A 26,906-nucleotide genomic window follows, 5' to 3' on the forward strand; every position below is an offset into this window, starting at 1 on the left:
CTTTTGTTTCAGGCTTGTAAATTCTTGGCCCCCGTTTCAGGGTCGGAGCTCCTCCCGGAGGCCTCCCGTCCATGACCCCGGACCGGGGTACAAGGGTCGGAAGCTCGTGATGTGCGCCCTCGTACGACGCGCATCCGGATCCCATTTCTGTTTGGGATGCTGACCGGCCTTTCCGGGACCCCCGAACGAGGGTGTGTCCGCACTTCTGCCGACAGGGTGCGAGTGTCCGCATGTCGACGGACAGCCTCCGCGAAACCGACCGGTGGAAGGTGCTCGCCGAAGCGTTGTTTCGGGCTCTTTTCAGGCGATCCGGCCCACTTGCGCCCCGATCGGGGGCCCGGATAGAAACAAGACCTACCCGAATCTGATCATCGTCCTCAACGCTGCGGATGTTCGCCCCGTCGATCACGAAAGGTCTCCTCGTGTTCATTTTCATCCTTCAAATCAGACACATGCTCGAAGGCCACCCCCAGCTGTATTTGTTCGCTGTGTATTCGGCGATCATTTGGGTCATTTGGGTTATCAAGGTGGTGGTTTCGAAGCGGTATCGGGCGTACACCGAGGATTTCGCGGTGTCGACGAGTGTGGTGGTTCCGGTGGTGGACGAGCCGTTGGATCTGTTCCGGGATGTGTTGGGCCGGATGGTGGAGCAGCGGCCGGGGGAGATCATCGTGGTGATCAATGGGGCGCCGAACCCGGGGTTGGTGGAGGTGTGCGAGGAGTTCGCGCCGTTGGTGCGGTGGGTGCACACGCCGATTCCGGGGAAGCGGAACGCGGTGATGATCGGGACGCGGATGTCGTCGGGGGATGTGACGGTGTTGGTGGACTCGGACACGGTGTGGACGCCGAATGTGTTGAGCGAGTTGGTGAAGCCGTTCAAGGATGAGCGGGTGGGTGGGGTGACGACGAAGCAGCGGATTTTGGAGCCGGAGCGGTCGTGGATCACCCGGTGGGCGGATTGGTTGGAGAATTCGCGGGCGTTGTATTCGATGCCGGCGCAGTCGGTGGTGGGTCAGATCGGGTGTTTGCCGGGGCGGACGATCGCGTTCCGCCGGTCGATTCTGATGCGGGTGATGGACAAGTTCATGACCGAACGGTTCCTGGGGGTGTTCCTGGAGGTGTCCGATGACCGCACGTTGACGAATCTGACGTTGAAGGAGGGGTATCGGACGGTGTACCAGCACACGTCGCTGGTGTACACGGATGCGCCGTTGAAGGTGAAGAAGCTGTTCAAGCAGCAGTTGCGGTGGGCGCGCGGGTCGCAGTACAACACGTTGCGGATGCTGCCGTGGATGCTGGGCCACGCCCCCCTGCTGGCGTTCTTCTTCCTCACCGACATCCTGCTCCCCTTCATCCTCGCCGGCGTCCTCGGCGGCTGGATCTACCGCTCCCTCACCGGCCAGGGCTACAACCTGTACGAGGGGTTCCTGCACGCCTACGGGGTACAAACCGGTGTGCTCACCGTCGTGGGATTGATGGTCGTCTCCTCGGTGATCAGCATGGCCATCCGGCAGATCCGCCACCTCTCGGAGAAGCCCAGTGACTTCTTCCGGTTGCCGGTGTTCATCATCGTCTCGACGTTCTTCCTGATGCCGATCCGCCTGATCGGGTTCTTCCGGATGGCCCACGCCTCCGGCTGGGGCACCCGCTCCGGCGCCTACTCCGGCGGCCCGAACGAGATCACGTCCGACAACGAGATCGACCAGATCGAGGCAGCGGATGCGGCCTCGACATACTCGTCCACGTCCGGTCCCGCACTCCCCGACGCCGTCGGCGGAGTCTCAACCGCCACCGCCCTCGCCACCCGCGCCGAAGTCCGCAAGGCGCAGGCGTCGGCACCGGCTCCCGCACCGAAGACCGAGTCGAAGCGCGCGGAGCGCCGCCGGCTCAACCCCCTTGCAGCCATCCCCTACCTGATCGGTATCGCGATCCTGACCCTGGAGGTCTTCTTCCTTGTCTGAATTCACGTCCAACTGGTGGGCGCAGAGCAAATCCCGCTCCCAGATCACCACGGCCGCCTTCCTCGTTCTCGCGCTCGTGCTCGGCGGGCTCTCGTACTTCATCTGGGCCTCGCCCACCAGCCCGGTGCGTGGCGCAGTCAACGCCGCGGTCGCGGCGGTGAACCCGCTCGCGGGCGAGAACACCACGCTCAAGAAGAGCCTCACGAGCGCGACCAAGATGATCAGCACCCAGCAGGGCAAGATCACCGCTCTCCAGAAGAAGGTGCTCACGTCGCAGGCCTCGACGGCCAAGCAGCTCGCCGAGGCGCAGCAGCGCGCCGTCGCCGCGGAGAACGCCCTGGCGCAGGCCAAGGCGCAGCTGAGCGCTGCGGGCTCCGGAACCAAGACGCACACCGCATCCGGAAGCAAGCCCGGGTCGGGTTCGGTCGCCGCGCCGATCACCGCGCCGTCCAAGGCGCAGCTCCTGCAGCCCGCGAGCCGCTACTTCGGGATGTACACCGACCAGGCCCCCTTCAACTGGGCGACCTTCGACGCCACCAGCGCGAAGATCGGCGTGCAGCCGAACGTGGTCGGCTACTTCAGCGGCTGGGATGAGACCTTCCGGGCCAACGCGGTCACTCGCGCCTGGCAGGCGGGCCGGCTGCCGCTGATGACCTGGGAGTCCCGGCCGATCAGTGCGGGCAACGACACCAACGTGGCGCCCGACTACTCCCTGCCGAAGATCATCGACGGCTCGTTCGACGCCTACCTGCACCAGTACGCGAAGGACATCGTCGCGACCGGTCTGCCACTGGCGATCCGCCTCGACCACGAGATGAACGGCGTCTGGTACCCATGGTCGGAGACCGATGGCCAGGGCAAGTCGATCAACGGGAACAGCGCGGGCGAGTACGTGAAGATGTGGCAGCACGTGCACGACATCTTCCAGGCCGAGGGTGCGAACAACCTGGTCATGTGGGTCTGGTCGCCGAACATCGTCAACAACCTCCCCGCCGCCCACAAGGTCGACGGCTACCTGCAGTCGCTCTACCCCGGCGATGCCTACGTCGACTGGGTCGGGCTCTCGGGATACCTGCGGCCGCCGTACAAGCCCGACAACGACTTCTCGTTCGACTACACGTTCAAGCCGAGCCTGGACGAGCTGAGGTCGATCACCGCCAAACCGATCCTGCTGTCGGAGATCGGCGCCTCGGAGACCGACGGGCACAAGGTGGCCTGGATCAACTCGTTCTTCCAAGCCATGGGCAAACCGGAGAACGACGACATCATCGGCTTCTCGTGGTTCAACCTCGCGGTCACCAGCTATGTCGAGGGCGTACGCGCCACCAACGACTGGCGCATCGACTCGCGAGCGGACACCCTGTCGGCCTTCATCACCGGCCTGACCAAACCCGAAGACAACTTCACGCTCACCCCAGCGAAGTAAGGACTGATCATCATGAAGAAACTCCTCAAGGACGCCCCGGCGCCCCGCATCAGCGTCATCGGCACCGGCTACCTCGGTGCGACCCACGCGGCCGCCATGGCCGAACTCGGCTTCGACGTCATCGGTGTCGACACCGACCCCCGCAAGGTCCAGGAGCTCAGCGAGGGGCGCGTGCCGTTCTTCGAGCCCGGGCTGCCCGAACTCATCACCAAGCACGTCGCATCCGGTCGCCTCCGCTTCACGAGCGACATCGCCGAGGCGACCGCGGTCTCGGATGTGCACTTCATCTGCGTCGGAACGCCCCAGCAGTCGGGGAGCTTCGCCGCCAACCTCAGCTATGTCGAGACCGCGGCGCGCTCCATCGCCTCGAACCTGACCCACGACGGGCTGATCGTCGGAAAGTCGACCGTTCCGGTGGGCACGGGATCCCGCCTTCGCGCCATCGTGGCCGACGCCCTCCCCGAGGGGGTGCAGGCGGAGGTCGTCTGGAACCCGGAGTTCCTGCGCGAGGGCAAGGCCGTCGAGGACACGCTCACGCCCGACCGCCTCGTCTTCGGCGGCACGACAGCCCGCTCGGAGGCGGTGCTGCGCCAGGTCTACGCGCAGCCGATCGCATCCGGAACCCCGGTGCTCGTCGCCGACCTGCCGACCGCCGAACTGGTCAAGGTCAGCGCGAACGCGTTCCTCGCCACCAAGATCTCCTTCATCAACGCCATCGCGGAGATCTGCGACGTCGTCGGCGCCGATGTCTCGTTGCTTGCGGATGCGCTCGGCCACGACAAGCGCATCGGCCGCCAGTTCCTGAACGCCGGCCTCGGCTTCGGCGGCGGCTGCCTCCCGAAGGACATCCGCGCGCTCATGCACCGCTCCGGCGAGCTCGGCGCGCACTCGGCCGTCGGATTGCTGCAGCAGGTCGACGAGATCAACATGGGCCGTCGGCAGCGCGTCATCGACCTGGCGCTCAAGGCGGTCGGTGGATCGGTGCTCAACCGCCGCATCGGAGTTCTGGGCGCGGCCTTCAAGCCGCACACCGACGACGTGCGCGACTCGCCCGCTCTGAACGTGGCCGCCGCTCTTCACCTGCGCGGCGCTCAGGTGGTCGTCTACGACCCGCAGGCCAACGCCACGGCTCAGCGGATGTTCCCGACGCTCGGGTACGCCGACTCGGTCGACGAGGCGGTCGCGGGTGCCGACGTCACGATCGTGCTCACCGAGTGGCAGGAGTTCATCGACCTCGACCCGGTCGCCCTCGGCGATGTCGTGCACCACCAGACGGTGATCGACGCCCGCAACTGCCTGCCCGCGACCGAGTGGAGCAAGGCCGGCTGGACCGTCCACGCCATGGGCCGGGTTCCGGAGGTGGCTGCGCTCGCCGACGACCTCGCCGAGCTCGCCCCGCTTCGCTGAGTCGCGCATCCGCCGACCGCTGACGAACCCTCCCCACTTCTTCGTACCGTCCACCGACAGGAGATCATCGTGACCCACTACGTGACCAAAGCCGTCATCCCGGCAGCCGGGCTCGGAACCCGCTTCCTCCCCGCCACCAAGGCCATGCCCAAAGAGATGCTGCCGGTGGTCGACAAGCCGGCCATCCAGTACGTCGTCGAAGAGGCGGTGAGCGCGGGTCTCCACGACGTGCTGCTCGTGACCGGCCGTAACAAGAACGCGCTGGAGAACCACTTCGACCGCGCGACCGAGCTGGAGGACACCCTCGCACGCAAGGGCGACACCGACCGCCTCGAGAAGGTCAACCACTCCACCGGTCTGGCCGACATGCACTACGTGCGCCAGGGCGACCCCAAGGGTCTCGGCCACGCAGTGCTCCGCGCCAAGATGCACATCGGGCACGAGCCGTTCGCGGTTCTGCTCGGCGACGACATCATCGACGCCCGGGATGAGCTGCTCACCCGGATGCTCGACGTGCAGCGCCAGCGCAACACCACCGTCGTCGCGCTGCTCGAGGTCGACCCGAGCCAGATCCACCTCTACGGTGCCGCGGCCGTCATCGAGACCGACGAGGACGACGTCGTGCGCATCACCGGACTGGTCGAGAAGCCCGACCGGGACAGCGCGCCGTCGAACTACGCCGTGATCGGCCGCTACGTGCTGCGCCCCGAGATCTTCGACATCCTGGAGAAGACCGAACCGGGCAAGGGCGGCGAGATCCAGCTGACCGACGCGCTGCAGGGCCTCGCGAGCGCGCCGGACTGGACCGGCGGAGTGCACGGTGTCATCTTCAGCGGTCGCCGCTACGACACGGGCGACCGGCTCGACTACATCAAGGCGATCGTGCAGCTCGCCTCCGACCGCCCCGACCTCGGCCCGGATCTCGTGCCGTGGCTGCGCGAGTTCGTGGGCTCGTCGGCTCCGGAGTCCGCGCTGGACGCGGCCGAATCGGGCTCGGTGCGCCCGGCGGTGGCGCCTGAGCCGGTTCCGGCGGGCGCGTCTGTCGCTGCTGCGCCTGTTGCGGCAGCGCCTGCCCGCAAGGGCAAGCAGGACAAGGAGCTGCTGCCGGCCGGCCTCGTCGACTGACGCTGTCGCTAGGCGCCTCGGCTCACTTCTCGAGTCCGAGGCGCTTCAGCGTGTGCTTCTCGTCGTGGTCCGCATCCGTTTCGACCTCGTCGACGGCCACCGGGATGCCGGGGCCGATCGCCAGCCAGACGAAACCGTCGCGATGCACCAGTGGGACCAGGTCGGTCGTGCCGTCTTTAAGGAGGGTGCGGATGCGCTTCAGGAGCGCGTAGCCTTCCGTCGGCCGGGTCACGTAGGTCTTGCGGCGGTAATGGACCACGTGCGCGACCGTCTTCGCGCTCAGGCCCTCGATTTGGGAATCGTTCAGCGTCTCGGTCATCCTCGGGTCCTCTCGTCGCCGGCATTCCCGGCGCAGGTCGACGGTACGCGCGACGGCGGAGGAGTCAAGACGGGTTAAACCACGATGCCGGGCTCATGAATCCTAGGGAGATTCACGTGCCCGGCATGCGTTTCGGGGTTATCGGGAGAGGATATTCGGGTTCCTCTACCGACTCTTGAACTCTAGCGGAGAAACACCTCTTGTGGGCCAAAATGAGGACACGATTTGTACCCCAGTCTGAGTGCCAGGATTTCGGCCCGCGGGCTGCTGGCTTTTTGCGGGTCTCAGACAGCCAGTTCGTCGACGAGGGCGGCCACGAACGCGTCGATGTCGTGCTCGGTCGTGTCGAAGGAGCACATCCAGCGCACCTCGTTGTTGGCCGCGTTCCAGTCGTAGAAGCGGAAGTGCGTGCGGAGGCGATCGGCGACACCGGTCGGCAGCGTGGCGAACACCCCGTTCGACTCGGTCGCCTGGCTGAAGCCGACGCCCTGGATGCTGCCGTCGGCGATTCCCGTCTCGAGGGCGGTGCGAAGTCGGTTCGCCATCGCATTCGCGTGCGAGGCGGACCGCAGCCAGAGGTCGTCGGTGAGCAGGGCGATCAGCTGAGCGGAGATGAAGCGCATCTTGGACGCGAGCTGCATGTTGAGCTTGCGCAGGTAGAGCAGGCCCTCCGACGCCTCGGGATTCAGCACGACGACGGCCTCGCCGTAGAGCATCCCGTTCTTGGTGCCGCCAAAGCTCAGCACGTCGACGCCGGCGTCGGTCGTGAAGGCGCGCAGCGGAACGCCCAGGGAGGCAGACGCGTTGGCGATGCGGGCGCCGTCCATGTGCAGTTTCATGCCGAGCGAGTGCACGTGGTCGGCGATGGCTTTGACCTCTTCGACCGTGTACGCCGTACCGAGTTCGGTCGTCTGCGTGATCGACACGACGAGCGGCTGGGCGCGGTGCTCATCGCCCCAGCCCCAGGCCTCCCGGTCGATGAGCTCGGGGGTCAGCTTGCCGTCGGGCGTCTCGACGGGCAGCAGCTTGATGCCCGCGACGCGTTCTGGTGCGCCCGCTTCGTCGGTGTTGATGTGGGCGGTCTTGGCGCAGACCACGGCGCCCCAGCGGGGCAGCATCGACTGCAGGCCGACGACGTTCGCGCCCGTTCCGTTGAAGACGGGGAAGACCTGCACGCCCGTGCCGAAGTGCTCTTCGAAGACGTCGTGCAATCGTTCGGTGTAGACGTCTTCGCCGTAGGAGATCTGGTGGCCCTCGTTGGCGGCCGCGATGGCGTCGAGGATCTCGGGATGGACACCCGCGTAGTTGTCGGAGGCGAAGCCGCGGAGGTTCAGGTCATGGAGTTGTAGCGTCACCCTTACATCCTCGCAGGATCGGCCGACTTGTTTTCACCGTCGGCCCGATCTGTGAGCAACGTGCGCACGCCGTTGATCGTGGAGGGATCTTCGCTCCAGAGATCGACCACTCTCGACGCCAGTTCGGCCTCGAGACCGGCGAGCGACTTCACGACGAAGATCGCCGCGGCCGCGTTCGGGGCATCCTTGGTGAATCCCTGCGCGACGGCCCGCGTCCACGCATCCGCCGCCGCCTTGGCCGCTGCGTAGTTGGCGCCGCCGGCGGTTGGCCGATCGACGGCCGTGGAGGAGACCACGGCGAGACGTCCTGCCGGAACTGCGACGAGATCTTCGTAGAAGACTCGCGAGCTGTTGCGCAACGTCTCGAATCCCCGCTCGAGGAATGCCCAGTCCTCGTCGCTCTGACCGGCGATCCCGCCACCGCCGCGCCAGCCGCCGACCAGGTGGACGAGACCGTCGACGTTGCCGAACTTGACGTGGATGCGCATGGCGAGCTCGGCAACGGCCGACCGGTCGCCGAGGTCGCACACCCGGGTGTCGACGCCGGGAACGGCGTCGGCGAGGGCGGCGAGGGCCTCCGGCCGGGTGCCGACGGCCAGAACGGTCGCGCCGGCGCCGACGAGTGCTCGGGCGACCGCCTCACCGCTGGCGCTGGTCGCGCCCGCGATGAGGACGATCTTTCCCGTGAGGTCAGTGCTCACTTCGTGTCCGACTCCGCTGTGATGCCGGCCGTCGACTCGATGACGCCCGACATCTTCTTGCTCAGCGCCTCGTAGAACATCGAGAGCGGGAACTCGTCGTCGAGCACGGCATCCGTGTAGCCCTTCGGCACCCCGGCGAGAATCTCGTCGGAGAGACCGCGCGCCCAGTTCGACGCCGGGTTCGGTGTGAGGGTCTCAGTGAGCATGTCGTATGCGGCCAGCCAATGAGCGACCTTGGGCCGGTCGATGGAACGCCAGTAGAGCTCGTTGATCCGATCGCTCAGGGCGACGACCACCTCGGGAACGTTCTCCCAATCGATGGTCAGCTTCGTGTCGGTCCAGTGCAGAACGTCGTGCTGGTGCATCCATGCGAACAGGAGCTGGCCGCCCAGTCCGTCGTAGTTGCGCACACGGCTGCCGGTGATGGCGAAGCGGAAGATGCGATCGAAGATCACTGCGAACTGCACCAGCCGGGCATGCTCGCGGATATCGCGCTGCGCAGCCGAGAGCTCGGAATCGGGCAGGGCCGCGAGCTCGCGCTCCTGACGGACCGACTCGCGGAATGCCGTCAGATCGCAGCGCAGCTCTTCCAAGGAGTAGAGGAAGAACGGCATGCGCTGCTTGATCATGAAGGGATCGAACGGCAGATCTCCCCGCATGTGACTGCGGTCGTGGATGAGATCCCACATCACGAAGGTCTCCTCCGTGAGCTTCTGGTCGTCGAGCATCCGCGCTGCGTCCGCGGGCAGCTCGAGCTTCGTGATCTCGGCTGCTGCGCGCACGACCGTGCGGTAGCGCGCCGCTTCACGGTCCTGGAAGATCGCGCCCCAGGTGAACTGCGGGATCGAGCGCATCGCGACGGTCTCCGGGAACAGCACCGCTGAGTTGGTGTCGTAGCCGGGGGTGAAGTCGACGAACCGCAGGGGGACGAAGAGCTTGTTCCCGTAGTCGCCGGCTTCGAGCTCGGCGATGAACTCCGGCCAGATCACCTCGACGAGCACGGCCTCGACCAGCCGGTCGGTGCTGCCGTTCTGCGTGTACATCGGGAACACCACGAGGTGGCCGATCCCGTCGACTCTGTGCTGCTGCGGCTGGAACGCCATGAGCGAGTCGAGGAAGTCGGGAACGCCGAACCCCTCGTCCGCCCACCGGTGGAAGTCGGTGGCCAGCGCCTCCAGGTACTCGGCGTCGTGGGCGAAGTACGGGGCGAGCTCGACGATGCAGTCCACGATCGTGGCGACATCGCGCGCAGCGTCGGATCTGTGCGACTCCTCGGGAATCGAACCGTCCTTGATCTGAACGGTCTGCAGGGCGACAGCCGCATCCTTCAGCCGGAGCCAGGCGGGATGCGCGGCGAGCGAGCGCACGGAACGGCCGTCTTCGACGACCTCGGGCTCTCCGACAATTGCATCCGTGGGGAACTGGGAAACGAATTGAGACATGACGAACCTCCCGTCGCTGATCGGCCGCGGTCGCGGCTTCCTGTTGTGGCGAGCGCTGCACGAGCACCCTGTCGAAATCCTAACGAGATGCCTGAGAACTTTTCTTGCCCCTCTGCGTGGATTGTTGCGTGAACGCTCATCCGACGCGGATCTGTGCCGTCAATCTGGGGCCAGACGCCAAAATCCGTCCTCCTCTGGACGAACGAAACGCGGCTAGGCTCGCCGCATGACCACTCCCGCCACCGCCGAAGCCGTGGAGCGTGCGCTCGCCGAGGTGGCAGATCCCGAAGACGCACAGTTCTTGCAGCGATTCTTCAAAACGGGGCCGGGGCAGTACGGCGAGGGTGACGTGTTCATCGGGGTCCGCGTTCCCCAGACGCGCGCCATCGCCAAGCGCTTCCCGACCCTCGACCTCGGCGAGATCCGTCGCCTCCTCGACAGCGAAGTCCATGAGCACCGGCTGGCGGGGCTGATCATCCTGAACCGGATGTTCGAGCTGGCCGGGCGGCCACGCACCGACGATCCGGCCCGGCGTGAGCAGATCGCAGAGTTCTACCTCGACGCGGTGCGGCGCGGACGCGTGAACAACTGGGATCTCGTGGATTCGTCTGCCGAGTTCGTGCTCGGCGAGTTCCTCTGGACCGGCCCGCGCGACGTGCTCTTCGAGCTCGTGCGCAGCGAGAGCCTGTGGGAGCGCCGGGTCGCGGTGATGTCCTCGTTCGCCTTCATCAAGCACGGCGACGCCTCCACGACCGTCCAGCTGGCGGAGCTGCTGCTCGACGACCGCGAAGATCTGATCCAGAAGGCGGTGGGGTGGATGCTGCGCGAGATCGGCAAGCGGATCGACCGGGCGACGCTACTGGAGTTCCTCGACGCGAACGCTCCCAGGATGCCGCGCACCATGCTCAGCTACGCGACCGAGCACCTCTCGCCCGAGCAGCGAGCCGACTACCGGGGGCGCCGATGACCAGTCGGGTGAGCGACCCTCAGGTGAGCTTGCCATGATGGTCACATGACGAGAACGGTTCGAGGGGCTCGCGTACTGATCACCGGCGCCGCGTCCGGCATGGGTCGGCTGTATGCGGAGCGCGCCGTTCGTGAGGGTGCGCGCGCAGTGGTGCTCTGGGATCGCGACGAGGATGCGCTGCAGACCCTCGTCGCCGAGCTCCGGGGCATCGTGATGGACGGGCGCACGGCCACACCCTGGGGCGCACCGGAGCGCTCGCCGAGTTCGGCATCCGGTGCGCCGGCCACCATCGTGCATCCGTACGTCCTCGATCTCAGCGAGCTGGGCGCGATCGCCCAGTCTGCGCAGGCGGTGCGCAAAGACCTCGGTGGCATCGACATCCTGATCAACAACGCGGGCATCGTGCGCGGCAAGTACTTCTGGGAGCACGACAACGGCGAGGACACCCGACCGACCATGCAGGTCAACGCGCTGGCGCCGATGTACGTGACGCGCGAATTCCTGCCCGGCATGATCGAGAGCCCTCGCGAGGCGCGGGTGGTCAACATCGCGTCGGCGGCAGGCACGATGGCGAACCCCCGGATGAGCGTCTACGCCGGCTCGAAGTGGGCGGTGATCGGGTGGAGCGACAGCCTTCGCCTCGAGTTGACCCAGCAGGGCTTCGGGCACGTTCGGGTCACCACGGTGGCTCCCAGCTACATTTCGACGGGGATGTTCGACGGGGCTCGTGGCCCGCTCCTCACCCCGGTGCTCACGCCCGAACACGTCGCCGACAAGGTGTGGCGCGCCATGCTCGCGGGACGACCGATGCTGATGCTGCCCTGGTCGGTCGGGCTCGCCAAGACGCTCAAGGGGATCCTGCCCACGCGGGCCTGGGATGCGGTGGCCGGCCGCGTGTTCGGCGTCTACTCCTCGATGGAGAACTTCACCGGACGACAGCTCTGAGCTTTCGCGACACCACCCGGATGGGTGGAGTTTCTGTGAACTCTCACATAAAGTGACCCCCAAACGCACTGGAGAGTGGGGGCCATGAGCGATCCATCCTGGACTCAGGTCGTGAAGACCGAGTCGCCGCAGCCGGAGCTGAAGCGGGCCCTCGGCCCCGGGCTTCTGCTCCTGTTCATCGTCGGGGACATCCTCGGAACCGGCGTCTACGCCCTCACCGGGCAGGTCGCTGCGGAGGTCGGGGGCGCCGCCTGGCTTCCGTTCCTTCTGGCATTCGCCGTCGCGACGGTGACAGCGCTCTCATATCTGGAGCTGGTGACCAAGTATCCGCAGGCGGCCGGCGCCGCGCTCTACACCCACAAGGCGTTCGGCATCCACTTCTTCACGTTCATCGTGTGCTTCATCGTGATGACCTCGGGCATCACCTCCGCTGCCACCGCATCCCGGGCGTTCGCCGTCAACCTGACGCTCGGATTCGCGTTGCCGGCCGACAACACGGTCACGATGCTCATCGCCGTCGCCTTCATCGTGCTGATCATGCTCGTCAACCTGCGCGGGGTCACGCAGAGCGTCTGGCTGAACGTCGTGCTCACGCTCGTCGAGCTCTCCGGGCTGCTGCTCGTGATCATGATCGGCCTCTGGGCGATCGCCGGGGGCAACGCCGACCTGTCCCGGGTCGTCGCCTTCGACACCCCGGAAGACAAGGGTGTTCTGCTCGCCGTCAGCACCGCGACCTCGCTCGCCTTCTTCGCGATGGTCGGGTTCGAGGACTCGGTGAACATGGCCGAGGAGACGAAGAATCCGAGCAAGATCTTTCCGAGGATCATGCTCACCGGGCTCGGGATCACGGCCGTCGTGTACGTGCTCATCTCGATCTGCGTCGTCGCGCTGGTGCCGATCGGCGAGCTGGCCGGCAGTGAGACGCCGCTTGTCGCCGCGGTCGAGGCTGCGGCACCAGGCTTCCCGATCGCCGACCTCCTGCCGTTCATCTCGATGTTCGCCGTGGCCAACACTGCGCTCATCAACATGATGATGGCCAGCCGGCTCCTCTACGGCATGAGCAAGCAGAAAGTGCTTCCCGGGTTCCTGGCGAAGGTTCAGCCGAAGCGCCAGACGCCGTGGGCGGCCATCCTGTTCACGAGCGCCCTCGCCGTCGGACTGATCGTCTACGTCTCGCTCGACCCCGAAGGGTCGATCGTCGCGCTTCTCGGCGGAACGACCTCGCTGCTGCTGCTTGCGGTCTTCGCCGTGGTCAACGTCACGGTTCTGGTGCTGAGGCGCCAGCCCGTCGACCACAAGCACTTCCGTACGGCGACCTTCCTGCCGGTCGTCGGCGCGATCACGTGCCTCTACCTGGTGTTCCCGTGGACCTCAGGCCGCCCGCCCGGTCAGTACACCATCGCACTCGCGCTTCTCGCGATCGGCATCATCCTCTGGGCGGTCGAGCGCATCTTCCGCCTCGTCGCGGCCCGCAGAGCTCCCACCCCCTGACGCCGGGCCGCCCCGGGCGTCAGCCCCAGCGGCGGGTGGACCAGCGTTCGAAGATGCCGACGAGGGAGTCGGTGAGCTTTCCGATGATGGCGAGGAGGATGATCGCCAGGAAGAGTCGGTCGGTGCGTCCGTTGTTGGCGGAGTCGCTCAGGAGGAACCCGAGCCCCATCGACGAGGCGATCAGCTCGGCGGCCACCAGGAACAGCCACGACTGAGCCAGGGCGAGGCGCAACCCCGAGATCACCGACGGGAGCACGAACGGCAGCTGCACCGTGGTGAACAGCCGAACGCCCCTGAGACCGAAGGCTCGGCCGGCCTCGACGAGGTGCCGGTCGACGTGCCTGAGCGATGCGGCGACCGTCGTGTAGACGGGGAAGAACGCGCCGATCGCGATGAGGATCACCTTCGACTCCTCGCCGATCTTGAACCACAGGATCAGGAGGGGAACCCAGGCGAGCGACGGCACCGCGCGAATGGCGCTGAGCGTCGAGCTGAAGAAGATGTCCCACAGCCGGGACAGGCCGACGAGCGCGCCGAACACGAGGCCGAGCAGGGCGCCGCAGGCGAACCCGATGAGCACGCGCTGCGTGGAGATCGCGATGTAGAGACCGAGCAGTCCGCGCTGGGCGAGGTCGACGGCGGCCTCGACCACCATGGTCGGGCTCGGGAGCTGAGCCGAGGAGAACGCACCGGAGGTCGAGGCGATCTGCCACGCCGCCAGCAGGATGATCGGCAGCACGAAGCCGCCGATGATCCGCACGGACCGGCGAGACAGGAACGGCACGCGGGCGTCCTTCTCCGCGCCAGGACGACCTCCCGTCAGGTAGCCGTCGACGCGTGCGACAGACGTGCCGCCGATCGAGGCGACCATCATCGGCCCGTCGCCCTCCGGTGCGCTCTGGTAGCTCATGGGTGCGTCAGCCTCCGATGGCGCTCGGGTCGGCCTTCTCGACGAAGCTCGGCTCGAGCAGGGTCTTCAGCGCGGTGTCGATGTCGGACTGCTTCTTGACGTCACCGGACTGCACGAAGATCGGCCCGACCTTCTTGAGCACCTTCAGCTGTGCGTCGCCGGGGATCGGCGAGACGTCGAGGTTGGTGCGCTCCGTGATGACCGTCGTGGCGACGGAGGGGTCGATGCCGGCAACGTCGGAGAGGATCTTCGCCGTCTCGTCGGGGTGCTTCAGCGCCCAGGCGCGGGCGTACTCGTAGGTGTTCACGACGGTCTGCGCGACGTCGGGCTTGGACGAGAGGAACGACTCGGTCGCATTGAGGAATCCGTAGGTGTTGAACGCGACGTTGCGATAGATCAGTTTGCCGCCGGCCTTCTCGGCGTTCGCCATGATCGGGTCGAGGCCGCTCCACGCATCCACCGAGCCGTTCTGAAGCGCCGCCCAGCCGTCGGCGTGCTGCAGGTTCTGGATGGTCACGTCGCTGGCCGAGAGGCCGTTCGCTTCGAGCGCCTGAAGGAGGAAGAAGTAGGGGTCGGTGCCCTTGGTGGCCGCGATCTGCTTGCCCTTGAGCTCTTTGACCGAGCTGATATTGGAGTTCGGGCCGACGACGATGGCCGACCACTCCGGCTGCGAGAAGATGTCGATCGTCTTGATGGCCGAGCCGTTGGACCGTGCGAGCAACGCCGCGGAGCCCGCGGTCGATCCCACGTCGATCGCGCCGGCGCGCAGCGACTCATTGGCCTTGTTCGACCCGGCCGACTGCACCCAGTTGACGGTGATCTTCTGCTTCGCAAGGGCCTTTTCGAGCCAGCCCTGCTGCTTGATCACGAGGCTCAGCGGGTTGTACGTGGCGAAGTCGATGTTGAGCGTTCCGCCCTGGGTGACACCGGCGGTGCTGGACGAGCCGGATTCGGCGGCCGAGCCCTCGCCGGCGACGCAGCCGGACAGGAGCAGGCTGGCTGCTGCGGCGATCGCCGCGACGGCGGTGAGGATGGTGGGTTTACGCATGATGCCTCTCGAAGGTGCGGTGCGGATTCCAGCCTCGCCGTTTGCTGCGGGCGGTGGGCCGGGATGGCTGTGTCTGTGGATCAGTAGGGAAGCGCAGGGACTGTGGAGGAACTCTGCGCCCCGCGGGCGAGCCCGTGCCGGTCGATGCCGAGCAGGTCGAGGAGCTCGGCCCGCAGCTCGGCCAGTTCGGCTGAACCGCGATCGCGCGGGCGGGCGCCCGGAACAGTGAGGACGCGTCGGATGGTCGCGCCCGGCCTGTCTTCCTCGGCGCCCAGCAGGATGATGCGGTCGGCGAGTTGAAGGGCCTCGTCCACGTCGTGGGTGACGAGGAGGATGGTCGTGGGGTTCGCGCTGTGCACCTCGAGCAGCAGATCCTGCATCTTCAGCCGGGTCAGCGCATCCAGTGCGCCGAAGGGCTCGTCGAGCAGCAGAACGCCGGGGTTGCGGGCGAGGGCGCGGGCGAGGGATGCGCGCTGCGCCATGCCGCCGGAGACCTCGCGCGGCCGCAACCCGGCTGAGGCGGACAGTCCGACGAGGTCGAGGAGGCGGGCGACCTGCTCGTCGCCGTCGCGACGGTCGAGCCCGCGAGGCAGGCCGAGCGAGACATTGGCGGCGAGGGTGCGCCAGGGGAGCAGCCGTGGCTCCTGGAAGCCGACCGCGCAGCGCGCGTCGACGCCGGCGACAGCCGAGCCGTCGATCAGGGCCGCGCCGGAGGTTGGTGTGTCGAGGCCGCCGGCGATCCGCAGGAGGGTCGACTTTCCGCATCCGCTCGCACCGAGGATCGCGACGACCTCACCCCTTTCGACACGGAGCGAGACGTCGCGGAGAACGAGCCGTTGGGCGGAACCGCGCGCGGGCGAGCCTGCCTTCTTCTCCTTCTTCGGGTCGACCACGAACGAGCGTGCGACGTCGACGAACTCGACGGGGAACGCGGAAGGCGTGGACATGGCTCTCGCTCGGATCGGCGGAAAGGGCGATTCTGAAGCTACCGGGCCTCCGCACGCAACGCAGTCGGTCGCGAAACGTAACGTAACGAAACCGGACGTCAAGCTTGTCTCGGGCCCTTGACCGGCCCCCGATCGTCAGCCGAAGATCATCGGCCTGTCGTCGTCGTCACCCTCGTCGGGCAGCAGGTCGAGGTCGACGACCACGGGCACATGGTCGCTCGGCGCTGTGCCCTTTCTCTCGTTGCGATGGATGCTCGCCCCGGTCACGAGGTCGGCGAACGGCTTCGACCCCAGGATGAAGTCGATGCGCAGCCCCTCGTTGCGTGGGAAGCGCAGCTGCTTGTAGTCCCAGTAGGTGTAGCCCTCGGGAACGAGCGGACGCACCACATCAGTGAGGCCCGCCGTCTCGAAAGCGGCGAACGCACTGCGTTCGGGCGGTGAGATGTGCGTGGAGACGCCGGGGATGAGGCTTGGATCGCCCACGTCGGAGTCGAGCGGCGCCACATTCCAGTCCCCCATGAGGGCGAGCGGCTGGTCGGGCTTCTCGGCGAGCCAGGCCTGGGTGTCGGCAGCGAGCGTCGCCAGCCAGTCGAGCTTGTAGTGATAGTGCGGATCGTCGAGCGCACGCCCGTTCGGCACGTAGAGGCTCCAGATGCGGATGCCGTCGACCGTCGCACCGATGGCGCGCGCCTCCTTGGGAAGGTCGGGGCCCTCTTCTCCCTTGAGGAAGCCGGGCATCTCGGGGAAGCCGATCTCGACGTCTTCGATCGGAAGCCGGCTCGCGATGGCGACCCCGTTCCATTGGTTGAGGCCGTGCAGCGCGACGTCGTATCCGGCGTCTTCGAACGCCTGGTGCGGGAACTGCTCGGGCTTGCACTTGATCTCCTGCATTGCGAGCACATCGATGTCTTCGCGCACCATCCAGTCGACGACCCGCTCCACTCGGGTGCGGATCGAGTTCACATTCCAGGTCGCAACACGCATGTCCCGATCGTATCGGCCGGCACCGACGAGGCTCACCAGTGACTGACGACTCTCCCCACACACCCGTCAGCCTGTCAACACCAGCGCGAGCAACAAGGAAACAGAAGATGAGGGTGGCGCACCGTACCTGATAGCAGTGCACCACCATCAGAGGAAGGAACCGCCTTCCGTCGACCGATCCCTTGCGACGGTCCAAGGCACTAGCGGCACCCATCGACGGCGTGACCGCGAAAAGCAGGCTCGATATCACCGGCCGGAGCGCTGCCGCTTGCTACCGAGGTTGTAGGCATGGTGGGTATGTGCACGGCCTGCGGTGGTGAGGATGCAGATGTCACGGTCGGGGCTGGTGGCTAGGGAGTGAAGCGCCCCGGGGGGCGTTGCGCGTAGAGGCAACATCATTGTCCCGCTGGCCGCATTGATGTTTCAGATTTTGCATATGTGTTACTGTTCACTCGCGGTTAGTTGCCGCTGAATGGAGAGCAAACTCATGAAAATCCTTCGAGGGGTAAGCGCATTCGTCGCGGGCGCAATTTTGGTCGCTGGATTCACGTTCGCAAATGGCGCAGGTGCGATGGCGGCGGAGTCGGCGGAGCCGACGGGTACCGGCGCGATGGTGGAGGATCTTCCGAACCTCACGGACGATCAGTTGTCTGAGGGGCTCCAGGAATTGAAGAACTCTCCGCTGCCGCGGACCTCCGAGGTGACGGCGACGGGACTCGCGACGACGTATGTGCTCGGCAATGGGCTGACAATGACCGTCAATGAGTCCGTTATCGCACCGCGCCTGGGCGGGGGTTTCGAACCGAACGGGCAGTTCTACGTGTCGTTTAACCAGTTCGATCAGGACATGTTGATTTCGGGTGCGGGATTCGGGCTTGGCGCGGCGATCTGCGCCATACCAGGCGTCGGGTGGGTAGCGTGCACCGTCGTCGGCGCGATCATCACCGTCGGCGTTGTTGCCGTGTCGACCAACGCGAAGTGCAAGAACAACAAGCAACTCATTGTGCACGTGAACCCGAGCTGGTCCACCTGCCGGTAGTTTCCCTTAGGCGAGTGGGTGGTGGGGTGAGAGAGTCAACCGACCACCCATTCGTCATTCCAAAGTGAAAATGTCTTCGACCGTCACCTGGAACCGTCGGGCGAGCTTCAATGCCATTGTGAGGCTGGCTTGGAACGTACCGTTCTCGAGGGCTATGATCGTGCGCCGTGACACAGCACAGTCACGGGCGAGCTCGCTCTGAGTGAGGCCGGCGGCCGTGCGGAGCTCACGAATCCTGTTCAACATCAGCGCCCCCGATCCGGTTGCTGCTGATCAGATAGCGAATCCAAACGTCTACCACCAAAACCGCGACGTAACTGAGCATCACGAGGCCGGCCGACCACGCGGATCCCAGCATCAGGGCCACCACTCCAACGAGAACGCCGAGTACAAGAGCATCGACCAGAACCGCGGCACGTATCTGCACGGCAATCCGCGCCTCAACACTGTCAGGCGCCGCAGTCCGATCCGCAACTTCACGCGCCCTACGGAAAGCAAACGTCCCCAATATCGCCATAAATACAACACCGCCGAGCAACCACGGATAGAACGGGCGCGCTGACGAGGTGTCTCCGGAGTTCCCCCATGCGGCGATCGCCACAACAGCAGCCGCGCAGCCGGCAAGAAAGATGATAAAACCGGTTCGCGTTCGCACCTGGAGCCTCCGTCAATCTGCACTGCACAGGTGAAGTAGTCTTCACCCAACGTGAAGATTACTTCACCCCGCTGCCCGTTTCAAACCGATCCTGCCCGGACTAGTGCATCCGGCGAACCGGTCGGCTACGGATCACCCTGGTCTGTAGCCTGCCGACGGGCGGGTGGTCGAAGCGCATTCGGTGCTCCCCGTGGATGGCGGCCATCCAGCCCGGAACAAGGCGTTCCCTCTAGAATCGTGGATGTGACCGACGCAAGACAGCAGCTCATCGACTACATCTCGGCCGACGCCGTGTTCCACGGCGACTTCACGCTGACCAGCGGCAAGAAGGCGACCTACTACGTCGATCTTCGCAAGGTCAGCTTGGACCACCGCGTCGCGCCCCTCATCGGTCAGGTCATGATCGACCTCATCCAGGAGGTTCCGGATGTGGTCGCCGTCGGCGGCATGACGATGGGCGCAGACCCCGTGGCCGCGGCCATCCTGCATCAGGGTGCCGCTCGGGGGCTCGCCTACGACGCGTTCGTCGTGCGCAAGGAGCCGAAGGATCACGGCCGCGGCCGGCAGGTCGAGGGTCCCGATCTCGAGGGCAAACGCGTCATCGTGCTCGAAGACACCTCGACCACGGGCGGCTCTCCGCTCAAAGCGATCGAAGCCCTGGAGAAGGTCGGCGCGCAGATCGTCGGCGTCGCCGTGGTCGTCGATCGCAACACCGGCGCCCGCGAGGTCATCGAGGCCGCCGGCTACCCCTACTTCGCAGCGATCGGCCTGAAGGACCTGGGGCTCGAATAGTGGCCGACCACCGCGATCGGGACGAAGACGCCCCCGAGGCCGGCAATGGCCAGGGTGCGCCGGAGCCCGAGTTCGGCAGTTCCGAGTGGCTGCTGCAGCAGCTGAGCGGCGGCCGGCTGAGCGGTGACAGCAAGCAGGACGACGATGCGGATGCCGAGCCGCCGACCGGTCCTCGACGCTCGAACTGGGTCGAGCCGCCGGCGAGCACGACGCCGTTGGTGGTGCCTTCGTTGCTCGAGCCCGAAGTACGGGCTCCCGAGCCCGAGCCCGAGGCGCCCGCGCCCGAGCAGTACCAGCCCGAGCCCGCGCAGCACCAGCCCGAGCCGGAGTCCGGCGTCGTGGAGCCGACGACTCCGTCGTTCGACCCGCAGTTCGCGAATCCCGAGGACACGTTCGAGCCGGGCGCACCGTTCGTTTGGAATCTGACGCCGGGTGTCGGCGGCGATCCTCTCGCGGAGGTTCCGGCCCCGAGCGACCCCGTCGCCCCCGCAGTCCCACCCGCTGAGCCGCCGGTCGCACCGACGTTCGCGGCGCCGGGCTTCACCGAGTCGCTCCGGATGCCCGAGCCGCCCTCGTGGGAGGTACTGCTCACCGGCGCCGCGGCAGACGAGCCCCGCGAATCCGCCGAAACCCCCACCCCGGATGAGGAGGGGGAGGAGCCTTCCGCGCCGTCCCCCTGGAACCCCTTCGCCACTGCACCGACCGAGGTCCCGGCACACCAGGAGCCGCCCGCCCCTCGTCTCGAGCCTGAGCCGCCGGTCGTCCTGGTGCCCCCTGTGTTCCCGCCGGCGATGGATGTTCCGCCGCCGGTGTCAGCCGAGCCGGCCGCCGTCCCGCCGCAGGAAGAGCCCGAAACGACCGCTCAGAGCGCGGACGACAGCCACGGGCTCGCCTCGCTCCTCGGATTCTTCGACGGCGCCCCTGACGAGGAGAAGCCGGCGAGCCACTCGGTGATCGGCGACACCACCGGCATCGTCATCGTGCCCCCGCCCATCCCTCCGGCCGCGCCGTCACCGCCGGCCAGCTCCCCGGCGGACACCCCCACCACGCAGCTCGACACCGCCGAGATGGCGGCGCTTCTCAGGGCGCGCACCGACGACCCGCAGCCGGAGGAGTTCCTGTCGCCCGAGCCCGAGGCGCCGCCCGTCGTGCCTCCGCTCGAGGAGGCCGCCCTGCTCATGGGTGCGCTTCCCTCTCCGGCCACACAACGACTGGATGCGGAGAGCCTCGCCGACGCGACCGCCACCGGCGCCAATGCTGCCGTCCCCGCGGACGACGTCGAGGACACCGCTGACGAGCGCGCCGACGACACAGCGACGAAGCCCGTCGAGGCGGACGGGCTCGCTTCGCTCTTCGGCACCGCATCCGCAGCGCCCACTGTCCTGTTCCCCGAGCTCGCGGCCACGGAGGCCATGCCGTCTCTGGCCGGGACGCCGTCCCCAGCCGTGTCGGCCGCATCCGGTGCGCCGATCCCGACCTCCGCGATCCCCGTGCCGGCCGGTCCCGTCATCCCCGGAGGACCCGGAGCGCCGGGAGGTGCCGGTGGTTCCGGCGGCCCCGGAGGCCCCGGCCGGTCGTCGGGTCTCGGCGGCTCGTCGAACGCCAATCGCCTACTGTTCTGGGTGGCGGGTGGCCTCGCCGTCGTCCTCGTGCTGATCGGTCTGTTCGCACTCGGCACGCGGCTCCCGTCTCTGTTCGGCGGAGCCGCGCCGGTTCCGTCATCGAGCGCGTCCGGCGCTTCGGCCACTCCGACGCCGTCGCCCACTCCGACGCCGACCGTTCAGCCCAAGCCGGCCGCTGCGCAGCCCGCAGGAACGCATCCCTGGAACACTCTCGGCGGCGGTGAGTGCATCGACCCGTACACGACACCGTGGGCCGAGACCTTCACGGTCGTCGACTGCGCCGCGCCGCACGCTGCGCAGATGGTCTACACGAACCTGTTCTCCGCCGATCCCGCCGCACCGTATCCGGGAGCCGACGCGCTCGCTCAGCAGATCAACGTGCTCTGCACGAAGCCCGGGGTCATCGACCTGGCCGCCGCCGGGGCCTACCCCGACCTCCAGCTGCAGGGCACGTATCCGGCGACCGAGCAGCAGTGGAAGGACGGGCAGCGCTCGTACTACTGCTTCGCGAACCGATCGGGCGGGCAGCCGCTCACCTCGAGCGTCGCAGGTCCCGGACCGGCAGCCTGACCCTCGAACCGTGAGCGACTACAGGTCGGATTCCACCGGTGTGCTGGTGACGAGCTCGTACACGCCCTTGAGGATCTCGTCGGGCCGGAACGGGTAGCGATCGATCTCAGTCTGGTCGCTGATGCCCGTGAGCACCAGGATGGTGTGCAGCCCAGCCTCGATCCCCGCGACGATGTCGGTGTCCATCCGGTCGCCGATCATGGCTGTGTTCTCGGAGTGCGCCCCGATGCGGTTCATCGCCGAGCGGAACATCATCGGGTTGGGCTTGCCGACGACGTAGGGCTCCATGCCGCCGGTCGCCTTGGTGATCATGGCGGTGATCGCACCGGTCGCGGGCAGCGGGCCCTCGGCGCTCGGGCCGGTCGCGTCGGGGTTGGTCGCGATGAACCGCGCTCCGGCCCCGATCATGCGGATGGCCTTGGTGATCGCGTCGAACGAGTAGCTGCGCGTCTCGCCGACTACCACGTAGTCGGGGTCGATGTCGGTCATGATGAAGCCGGCCTCGTGCAGGGCCGTGGTCATGCCGGCCTCGCCGATGACGAAGGCGCTGCCGCCGGGCATCTGCGACTTGAGGAAGTCGGCCGTGGCGAGCGCGGAGGTCCAGATCGACTCTTCGGGCACATCCAGCCCGGATGCACGCAGCCGGGCCGCGAGGTCGCGCGGCGTGAAGATCGAGTTGTTCGTGAGCACGAGGAACGGCGTGCCCTCGTCCCGCCACTGCTGAATGAGGTCGGCGGCGCCCGGAAGCGCAGCGTTCTCATGGACGAGCACACCGTCCATGTCGGTGAGCCAGCATTCGATCTCGTCGCGACGCGCCACGCAATCCCCTTTCGTCGGGTACAGCTTATTGGGCGGGGTGTTGCCGGAGGGTTTCGAGCTGCTGCAGGGAGCCGGAGAAGACGTTCAGATCGATGTACTGCTCGTCTCCGTCGTAGCCGTCGAGCCGGTCACGGTTCGAGTACTGCCAGAACGCCCAGTCTCGGCCGTCGGGCAGCTGTGGCGGAAGGGCGACCGATCTGATCCACAACGGGTTGTGCGGGTAGCCGGAGCGGAGGTACCGGTCGAACGCCTCCGGGGTCGCGTAGATGATCGCCGGCACGCCGTAGTGCTTCTCGAGGGCGGCGAGAAGCGGGTTCAGGATGCTGCGCACCCGCTCGCGGCTCGGCGGATGCTCGAAGTAGTCCCCGTAGAACTCCAGGTCGACGGTCACGGGGAGGGCGCCAGCCGTGGCCGGTACCGTCCGGATGATGTTCTGCGCCTGGGTCTCGCCGGAGCTGTCGAAACTGAGGAAGTGGTACGCGCCGACGAGAAGGCCGGTCTTCTGCGCTGCGGCCCAGTTGGCCGTGAACCGCGAGTCCGTCGAACCGGATCCCTCGGTCGCCTTGATGAACGCGAAGTCGATGTCCTGGCGCGCGAGGGTCGGCCAGTCGATCTTCCCCTGATAGGTGGAGACGTCGACGCCACGCACCGGGTACGTGCTCGCGAAGATCCGGTTGGGCCAGACCGTGCCGGTGGCGACGAGCGCGGCGCAGAGGCCGAGCACGAGGAGTGCGCCTCCCGTGATCCCGCCGGCGATCCACCATCGTCTCCGGCGGCGGGTTGACGTGGTCGATTCCGGGGGCACGAGTCCAATGTCTCACACGGTCCGCGCATCCGGTCGCCGGGGCGCCGGTTACGCTGAACGGGTGCAGACGCCAGACGAGACGACCGGACCGGGTGAGTCGGCTGCCACCCCCGAACTGACCACCAACGGCGTCGGACCCTGGCTCGGCGAGTGGCCCGACGAGCCGCACTTCGACCACGACCTTCTGAAGCACGGCGACACCCGCAATGTGATCGACCGCTACCGCTACTGGCGGATGGAAGCGATCGTCGAGGATCTCGATCAACACCGGCACCCGTTCCATGTGGCCATCGAGAACTGGCAGCACGACATGAACATCGGTTCGATCGTGCGCAGTGCGAACGCCTTCGCCGCCGACACGGTGCACATCATCGGCCGCCGCCGCTGGAACAAGCGCGGCGCCATGGTCACCGACCGCTACCAGCACGTCGCACATCACGACGACGTGGCCGGGTTCGTCGCCTGGGCGAAGGATGCGGCGCTCCCGATCATCGCGATCGACAACGTTCCCGGCTCGGTCATCATCGAGACCTACGCCTTTCCCCGCGAGTGCGTCCTCCTGTTCGGACAGGAGGGCCCTGGCCTCTCGGCAGACGCGATCGCAGCCGCGGACGCTGTGGTCGAGATCTCGCAGTTCGGCTCGACCCGTTCGATCAACGCATCCGCTGCCGCCGCCGTGGCGATGCACGTCTGGATCACCCAGCACGTCTCCTTCCCGCGCTGAGGCACGCGGTCGGCTACCTGTTCTCGCGCCGCCAGACGAGCTTCAGCCCCGACCAGTCCGTGTCGGCGGCGGCGACCTTGACGTCGACCATTCCGCGAGCGAGCGCCGTGTCCCGGATGAGGTTCTCGTCGAGGTCGCTCACGTGCCCGGCGGCCTTGCGGGGCCAGGCGACCCACAGCATCCCGTTCGGCCGGATGCGCGCGCCGAGCCCGTCCAGCTCGGCCTCGAAGTCCGCGGCCCGGCGATAGAACGCGAGGATCAGGCCGGCGGGCGAATCGTCGCCCGGCGCCAGCCAGCCGATGCCCTCGGGGCCGTCGTGCAGTGGGACGCTCCAACCCTCGTCGGCGTGCAGCACCTGCGCGGTCATCCCGGCCTTGAGCCCGAGCTTCTTCCACAGGGGCGTTCCGCTGTACCCGGCCGGGGTCGCGTTCACCGTGCGCTCACCCCGCGGTGCCCGGCCAGCCGGACTGGTCGGCGATGCGATCGATCGCGGTCTGGTCGAGGTCATAGACGCGGTGCCCGTCGTCGGCGGCGGGCGCCGTGACGAGGTGTGCGCGCACCGCGCCGGCGGCCGGCAGCTGCACGAGGGCGAAGCCGGAGCCGCGCACCGCCCGCTCGTGCCCGGCCGGTGACAGCACGTCGGTCGTGTTCGCCACGGCGGGGGCGACCACCACCGGAATCGACGTCGGTCCCGCGGAGGTGATGAGCGCGTGGTGGTAGTGCCCGGCCAGGATGAGCCGCACATCCGCTGCCGCGCACACCTCCAGGAACGGCGCGGGATCGACGAACTGCAGACGCTCGAAGAGTCCCGTCGTCGGGGCGACCGGCGGATGGTGCAGCACCACGACGGTTCCGCGCGGAGCCGGCTCGGCGAGCTCGTCGGCCAGGCGCCGCAGCCGCTCACCGCCGACCAGCCCGTACGCAGCGCCCGCCACTGTACTGTCGACGGTCACGATCCGCACGCCGCCGACGGTCACCACGCGTTCGCGCGCTCCCAGCACGCCTTCGAAGGTCGCGGGCAGGTCGTGGTTGCCCATCGCGTAGACGATCTCCGCACCGCGTTCGGCCGCCCACGGCTCGAGGCGGCCGGAGAGCAGCCGGTACGACTCGGCACTGCCGTCGTCGGAGAGATCGCCCGAGGCGACGACCACGTCGACCGAGTCGAGGGATGCGGCCCGGGCCAGCACGCGGTCGAGCGCCGCCAGGGTGTCGACCAGCCCGTAGTGCAGACGGCCATCGCCGTACAGGTGGGTGTCGCTGAGGTGCAGGATGCGCAACGATTCGCTCACGCCGTCACCATACCCGCCACCGCCGTCAGAGAGACGATGCCGGGCGATGCTCGGCGGGTACGCCGTCCCAGCGGGTGCTCCAGTCGACGAGCGGCTGGAGGCCCTGAATGAGTTCGCGGCCGCGCGGGGTGAGAGAGTATCTGATCTGCACCGGCGTCGTCGGGATCACGGTCCGGGCGATGAGGTCGTCGTTTTCGAGCTCGCGCAGGCGAACGGAGAGCATCCGGTCGGACACCCCCGTGACGAGGTGACGGTACTCGCTGAAGCGCTCGGCGCCGCGATAGGCGGCCAGGAGGATCGAGGCGGTCCACTTCTTGCCGGCCAGCTCGGCGGCCTGCTGAAAGCGGCGGCATGCGTCGTCGTCGATGGTGAGGGGGATGGTTTCACTGAGTGTCACTTACCCATAGTAAGCCACATACTGCGCGGTTGCCCGGGTGGACGGTCGAGCGCACGATGAGAGAACGCAACAGGAGAGGACAGCGATGGAACTGGGGATCTACAGCTTCGGCAACGGCCTGAAGGACGAGACGGGCGCTTTCGAGCCGTCCGCGCGGGCGACCCGCAACCTCGTCGAGGCGATCAAGCTCGCCGACGAGGTCGGTCTCGACTTCTTCGGGATCGGCGAGCACCACACGAAGGAGATGCCGGCGTCGTCCGCGGCCACGATCCTCGCGGCCGCGGCATCGATCACCTCGCGTATCCGGCTGGGCAGTGCGGTGACCGTGCTGTCGACCGACGATCCCGTTCGGGTCTACCAGCAGTTCGCGACCCTGGATGCCGTGTCGAACGGTCGCGCCGAGATCACCGCCGGACGCGGCTCGTCCACCGAATCGTTCCCGCTCTTCGGGTACCGGCTCGAAGACTACGACACGCTCTACGCCGAGAAGCTCGACCTGCTGCTGGCGCTCAACGCATCCGACACTGTCACCTGGCGCGGGACCATGCGGCCCGCACTCGACCGGTCGGTGATCGTTCCGCAGCCCGAGAGCGGCCGGCTGCGGATCTGGCTCGGCACCGGCGGCAACCCGGGTTCGACCCTGCGGGCGGCACAGCTCGGGCTGCCGATCTCGTACGGCATCATCGGCGGACACGCGGCACGATTCGCGTCGCTCGGCGATCTCTACTTCCGCGCGTCCGAGGAGGCCGGCACCCCGGTCGAGAACCGGATGATCTCCGTCGGCAGCCCCGGCTACCTCGCGCCGTCGAGCGCCGAAGCCCACGACACGTTCTGGAACGCCTGGCACACGACCATGACCGTCGTCGGGGAACAGCGCGGGTTCGCCGCGCCTCCGCGTTCGCACTTCGATGCGGAGTCGCATGGGGGCGGCGCTCTCTTCGTCGGCGAGCCCGAGGAGGTCGCCGAGCGGATGATCACCTTCCAGCGCCAGATGGGCCACATGCGCCATTTCCTGCAGACCGACGTCGGTCAGCTCCCGCACCGCGAGTTCCTGCGTTCGATCGAGCTGCTCGGCACCCGGGTGAAGCCGCTGGTGGATGCCGAGCTCGGCACGCAGACGAGCGCGGCGGCCTGAACCGCGCGGGCTCCGAGGCGGCCGAACCTCG

27 protein-coding genes are annotated in these 26,906 nt (G+C 67.2%); 12 read left to right on the plus strand and 15 right to left on the minus strand.

Annotated features, from left to right (window positions below):
- Positions 1-641 precede the first annotated feature (641 nt).
- From ACFVV0_RS16365 to galU, 4 genes are all read left to right on the plus strand, one after another.
- The gene (locus tag ACFVV0_RS16365) at positions 642-1,961 is read left to right on the plus strand and encodes a glycosyltransferase (RefSeq protein WP_387066348.1); all 1,320 of its coding nucleotides are present in this window, start codon (positions 642-644) and stop codon (positions 1,959-1,961) included.
- On the plus strand, positions 1,954-3,387 hold the full coding sequence (locus tag ACFVV0_RS16370; protein WP_387065376.1) for a glycosyl hydrolase: 1,434 nt from the start codon (positions 1,954-1,956) through the stop codon (positions 3,385-3,387). The genes ACFVV0_RS16365 and ACFVV0_RS16370 overlap by 8 nt, the downstream gene beginning before the upstream one ends.
- Before the next feature lie 12 nt (positions 3,388-3,399).
- Positions 3,400-4,794 (plus strand): UDP-glucose dehydrogenase family protein, encoded by a 1,395-nt coding sequence (locus ACFVV0_RS16375; RefSeq protein WP_387065379.1) that lies wholly within the window; start codon positions 3,400-3,402, stop codon positions 4,792-4,794.
- A 66-nt stretch (positions 4,795-4,860) separates the two neighbouring features.
- Positions 4,861-5,919, plus strand: coding sequence for a UTP--glucose-1-phosphate uridylyltransferase GalU (galU, locus tag ACFVV0_RS16380; protein WP_387066350.1), 1,059 nt, complete (start codon positions 4,861-4,863; stop codon positions 5,917-5,919).
- Between the two features lie 22 nt (positions 5,920-5,941).
- Here galU and ACFVV0_RS16385 read toward each other — a convergent pair whose 3' ends face one another.
- The 4 genes from ACFVV0_RS16385 to ACFVV0_RS16400 form a co-directional block, all read right to left on the minus strand.
- Positions 5,942-6,238: a hypothetical protein gene (locus ACFVV0_RS16385; protein WP_387065382.1), complete on the minus strand. Its 297-nt coding sequence runs from the start codon at positions 6,236-6,238 to the stop codon at positions 5,942-5,944.
- Between the two features lie 284 nt (positions 6,239-6,522).
- Positions 6,523-7,593 carry a threonine aldolase family protein gene (locus ACFVV0_RS16390; RefSeq protein ID WP_387065384.1) on the minus strand — a complete coding sequence of 357 codons (1,071 nt, stop codon included), beginning with the start codon at positions 7,591-7,593 and terminating at the stop codon, positions 6,523-6,525.
- 2 nt (positions 7,594-7,595) lie between these two features.
- Complete coding sequence (locus tag ACFVV0_RS16395) at positions 7,596-8,294, minus strand: SDR family NAD(P)-dependent oxidoreductase (RefSeq protein ID WP_387065386.1); 699 nt, start codon at positions 8,292-8,294, stop codon at positions 7,596-7,598.
- The gene (locus ACFVV0_RS16400) at positions 8,291-9,736 is read right to left on the minus strand and encodes a DUF6421 family protein (protein ID WP_387065389.1); all 1,446 of its coding nucleotides are present in this window, start codon (positions 9,734-9,736) and stop codon (positions 8,291-8,293) included. The genes ACFVV0_RS16395 and ACFVV0_RS16400 overlap by 4 nt, the downstream gene beginning before the upstream one ends.
- Before the next feature lie 226 nt (positions 9,737-9,962).
- On the opposite strand from ACFVV0_RS16400, the gene ACFVV0_RS16405 reads away from it, so the two are divergent.
- The 3 genes from ACFVV0_RS16405 to ACFVV0_RS16415 all read left to right on the plus strand — a co-directional run bounded on the left by ACFVV0_RS16405 (position 9,963) and on the right by ACFVV0_RS16415 (position 13,139).
- Positions 9,963-10,703, plus strand: a complete 741-nt coding sequence (locus ACFVV0_RS16405) for a DNA alkylation repair protein (protein WP_387065392.1) — start codon at positions 9,963-9,965, stop codon at positions 10,701-10,703.
- 45 nt (positions 10,704-10,748) lie between these two features.
- Positions 10,749-11,648, plus strand: a complete 900-nt coding sequence (locus tag ACFVV0_RS16410) for an SDR family NAD(P)-dependent oxidoreductase (RefSeq protein ID WP_387065395.1) — start codon at positions 10,749-10,751, stop codon at positions 11,646-11,648.
- Between the two features lie 84 nt (positions 11,649-11,732).
- The gene (locus tag ACFVV0_RS16415; RefSeq protein ID WP_387065398.1) at positions 11,733-13,139 is read left to right on the plus strand and encodes an APC family permease; all 1,407 of its coding nucleotides are present in this window, start codon (positions 11,733-11,735) and stop codon (positions 13,137-13,139) included.
- A gap of 19 nt (positions 13,140-13,158) precedes the next feature.
- Here ACFVV0_RS16415 and ACFVV0_RS16420 read toward each other — a convergent pair whose 3' ends face one another.
- From ACFVV0_RS16420 to ACFVV0_RS16435, 4 genes are all read right to left on the minus strand, one after another.
- Positions 13,159-14,049, minus strand: coding sequence for an ABC transporter permease (locus tag ACFVV0_RS16420; RefSeq protein ID WP_387065400.1), 891 nt, complete (start codon positions 14,047-14,049; stop codon positions 13,159-13,161).
- Between the two features lie 7 nt (positions 14,050-14,056).
- On the minus strand, positions 14,057-15,097 hold the full coding sequence (locus tag ACFVV0_RS16425) for an aliphatic sulfonate ABC transporter substrate-binding protein (protein WP_387065403.1): 1,041 nt from the start codon (positions 15,095-15,097) through the stop codon (positions 14,057-14,059).
- Between the two features lie 80 nt (positions 15,098-15,177).
- Complete coding sequence (locus tag ACFVV0_RS16430; protein WP_387065406.1) at positions 15,178-16,044, minus strand: ABC transporter ATP-binding protein; 867 nt, start codon at positions 16,042-16,044, stop codon at positions 15,178-15,180.
- 135 nt (positions 16,045-16,179) lie between these two features.
- Positions 16,180-17,028, minus strand: a complete 849-nt coding sequence (locus ACFVV0_RS16435) for an exodeoxyribonuclease III (RefSeq protein ID WP_387065408.1) — start codon at positions 17,026-17,028, stop codon at positions 16,180-16,182.
- 472 nt (positions 17,029-17,500) lie between these two features.
- On the opposite strand from ACFVV0_RS16435, the gene ACFVV0_RS16440 reads away from it, so the two are divergent.
- Entirely contained in the window at positions 17,501-18,067 is a 567-nt protein-coding gene (locus tag ACFVV0_RS16440; RefSeq protein ID WP_387065411.1) for a hypothetical protein, read from the plus strand.
- A gap of 54 nt (positions 18,068-18,121) precedes the next feature.
- On the opposite strand, the gene ACFVV0_RS16445 is transcribed toward ACFVV0_RS16440, so the two are convergent.
- Both ACFVV0_RS16445 and ACFVV0_RS16450 read right to left on the minus strand, forming a co-directional pair.
- The gene (locus tag ACFVV0_RS16445; RefSeq protein WP_387065414.1) at positions 18,122-18,313 is read right to left on the minus strand and encodes a helix-turn-helix transcriptional regulator; all 192 of its coding nucleotides are present in this window, start codon (positions 18,311-18,313) and stop codon (positions 18,122-18,124) included.
- Entirely contained in the window at positions 18,294-18,722 is a 429-nt protein-coding gene (locus ACFVV0_RS16450; protein ID WP_387065417.1) for a hypothetical protein, read from the minus strand. Before ACFVV0_RS16450 ends, ACFVV0_RS16445 begins: the two co-directional genes overlap by 20 nt.
- Before the next feature lie 243 nt (positions 18,723-18,965).
- Here ACFVV0_RS16450 and pyrE point away from each other — a divergent pair, with 243 nt between their 5' ends.
- Complete coding sequence (gene pyrE / locus ACFVV0_RS16455; RefSeq protein ID WP_387065419.1) at positions 18,966-19,514, plus strand: orotate phosphoribosyltransferase; 549 nt, start codon at positions 18,966-18,968, stop codon at positions 19,512-19,514.
- A complete protein-coding gene (locus ACFVV0_RS16460; RefSeq protein ID WP_387065422.1) occupies positions 19,514-21,706 on the plus strand; it encodes a septum formation family protein in 2,193 nt (730 codons plus the stop codon). Before pyrE ends, ACFVV0_RS16460 begins: the two co-directional genes overlap by 1 nt.
- 18 nt (positions 21,707-21,724) lie before the next feature.
- Here the strand turns inward: ACFVV0_RS16460 and ACFVV0_RS16465 are convergent, their stop codons facing one another.
- The gene (locus ACFVV0_RS16465; protein ID WP_387065425.1) at positions 21,725-22,525 is read right to left on the minus strand and encodes an HAD-IIA family hydrolase; all 801 of its coding nucleotides are present in this window, start codon (positions 22,523-22,525) and stop codon (positions 21,725-21,727) included.
- 25 nt (positions 22,526-22,550) lie between these two features.
- On the minus strand, positions 22,551-23,330 hold the full coding sequence (locus ACFVV0_RS16470; protein ID WP_387065428.1) for a GH25 family lysozyme: 780 nt from the start codon (positions 23,328-23,330) through the stop codon (positions 22,551-22,553).
- Between the two features lie 61 nt (positions 23,331-23,391).
- Here ACFVV0_RS16470 and ACFVV0_RS16475 point away from each other — a divergent pair, with 61 nt between their 5' ends.
- On the plus strand, positions 23,392-24,054 hold the full coding sequence (locus tag ACFVV0_RS16475) for a TrmH family RNA methyltransferase (protein WP_387065431.1): 663 nt from the start codon (positions 23,392-23,394) through the stop codon (positions 24,052-24,054).
- A gap of 13 nt (positions 24,055-24,067) precedes the next feature.
- Here ACFVV0_RS16475 and ACFVV0_RS16480 read toward each other — a convergent pair whose 3' ends face one another.
- The 3 genes from ACFVV0_RS16480 to ACFVV0_RS16490 are packed head-to-tail and all read right to left on the minus strand — an operon-like array spanning position 24,068 to position 25,740.
- Positions 24,068-24,487 carry a DUF3052 domain-containing protein gene (locus ACFVV0_RS16480; protein ID WP_387065434.1) on the minus strand — a complete coding sequence of 140 codons (420 nt, stop codon included), beginning with the start codon at positions 24,485-24,487 and terminating at the stop codon, positions 24,068-24,070.
- 7 nt (positions 24,488-24,494) lie between these two features.
- Positions 24,495-25,343, minus strand: a complete 849-nt coding sequence (locus tag ACFVV0_RS16485) for a metallophosphoesterase family protein (RefSeq protein ID WP_387065437.1) — start codon at positions 25,341-25,343, stop codon at positions 24,495-24,497.
- A 25-nt stretch (positions 25,344-25,368) separates the two neighbouring features.
- Positions 25,369-25,740, minus strand: a complete 372-nt coding sequence (locus ACFVV0_RS16490; protein ID WP_387065440.1) for a winged helix-turn-helix transcriptional regulator — start codon at positions 25,738-25,740, stop codon at positions 25,369-25,371.
- An 85-nt stretch (positions 25,741-25,825) separates the two neighbouring features.
- On the opposite strand from ACFVV0_RS16490, the gene ACFVV0_RS16495 reads away from it, so the two are divergent.
- The gene (locus ACFVV0_RS16495; RefSeq protein WP_387065443.1) at positions 25,826-26,875 is read left to right on the plus strand and encodes an LLM class flavin-dependent oxidoreductase; all 1,050 of its coding nucleotides are present in this window, start codon (positions 25,826-25,828) and stop codon (positions 26,873-26,875) included.
- The last annotated feature ends 31 nt before the right edge of the window (positions 26,876-26,906 follow it).

It is taken from the genome of Leifsonia sp. NPDC058230, assembly GCF_042882245.1.
Classification (GTDB): Bacteria; Actinomycetota; Actinomycetes; order Actinomycetales; family Microbacteriaceae; genus Leifsonia.

Coding starts and splice junctions, on each gene's coding strand:
- ACFVV0_RS16365 (WP_387066348.1), top strand. CDS start 642: ATGGTGGAGCAGCGGCCGGGGGAGATCATCGTGGTGATCAATGGGGCG.
- ACFVV0_RS16375 (WP_387065379.1), top strand. CDS start 3,400: ATGAAGAAACTCCTCAAGGACGCCCCGGCGCCCCGCATCAGCGTCATC.
- ACFVV0_RS16385 (WP_387065382.1), bottom strand. CDS start 6,238: ATGACCGAGACGCTGAACGATTCCCAAATCGAGGGCCTGAGCGCGAAG.
- ACFVV0_RS16400 (WP_387065389.1), bottom strand. CDS start 9,736: ATGTCTCAATTCGTTTCCCAGTTCCCCACGGATGCAATTGTCGGAGAG.
- ACFVV0_RS16405 (WP_387065392.1), top strand. CDS start 9,963: ATGACCACTCCCGCCACCGCCGAAGCCGTGGAGCGTGCGCTCGCCGAG.
- ACFVV0_RS16410 (WP_387065395.1), top strand. CDS start 10,749: ATGACGAGAACGGTTCGAGGGGCTCGCGTACTGATCACCGGCGCCGCG.
- ACFVV0_RS16415 (WP_387065398.1), top strand. CDS start 11,733: ATGAGCGATCCATCCTGGACTCAGGTCGTGAAGACCGAGTCGCCGCAG.
- ACFVV0_RS16420 (WP_387065400.1), bottom strand. CDS start 14,049: ATGAGCTACCAGAGCGCACCGGAGGGCGACGGGCCGATGATGGTCGCC.
- ACFVV0_RS16425 (WP_387065403.1), bottom strand. CDS start 15,097: ATGCGTAAACCCACCATCCTCACCGCCGTCGCGGCGATCGCCGCAGCA.
- ACFVV0_RS16430 (WP_387065406.1), bottom strand. CDS start 16,044: ATGTCCACGCCTTCCGCGTTCCCCGTCGAGTTCGTCGACGTCGCACGC.
- ACFVV0_RS16435 (WP_387065408.1), bottom strand. CDS start 17,028: ATGCGTGTTGCGACCTGGAATGTGAACTCGATCCGCACCCGAGTGGAG.
- ACFVV0_RS16440 (WP_387065411.1), top strand. CDS start 17,501: ATGGAGAGCAAACTCATGAAAATCCTTCGAGGGGTAAGCGCATTCGTC.
- ACFVV0_RS16445 (WP_387065414.1), bottom strand. CDS start 18,313: ATGTTGAACAGGATTCGTGAGCTCCGCACGGCCGCCGGCCTCACTCAG.
- ACFVV0_RS16495 (WP_387065443.1), top strand. CDS start 25,826: ATGGAACTGGGGATCTACAGCTTCGGCAACGGCCTGAAGGACGAGACG.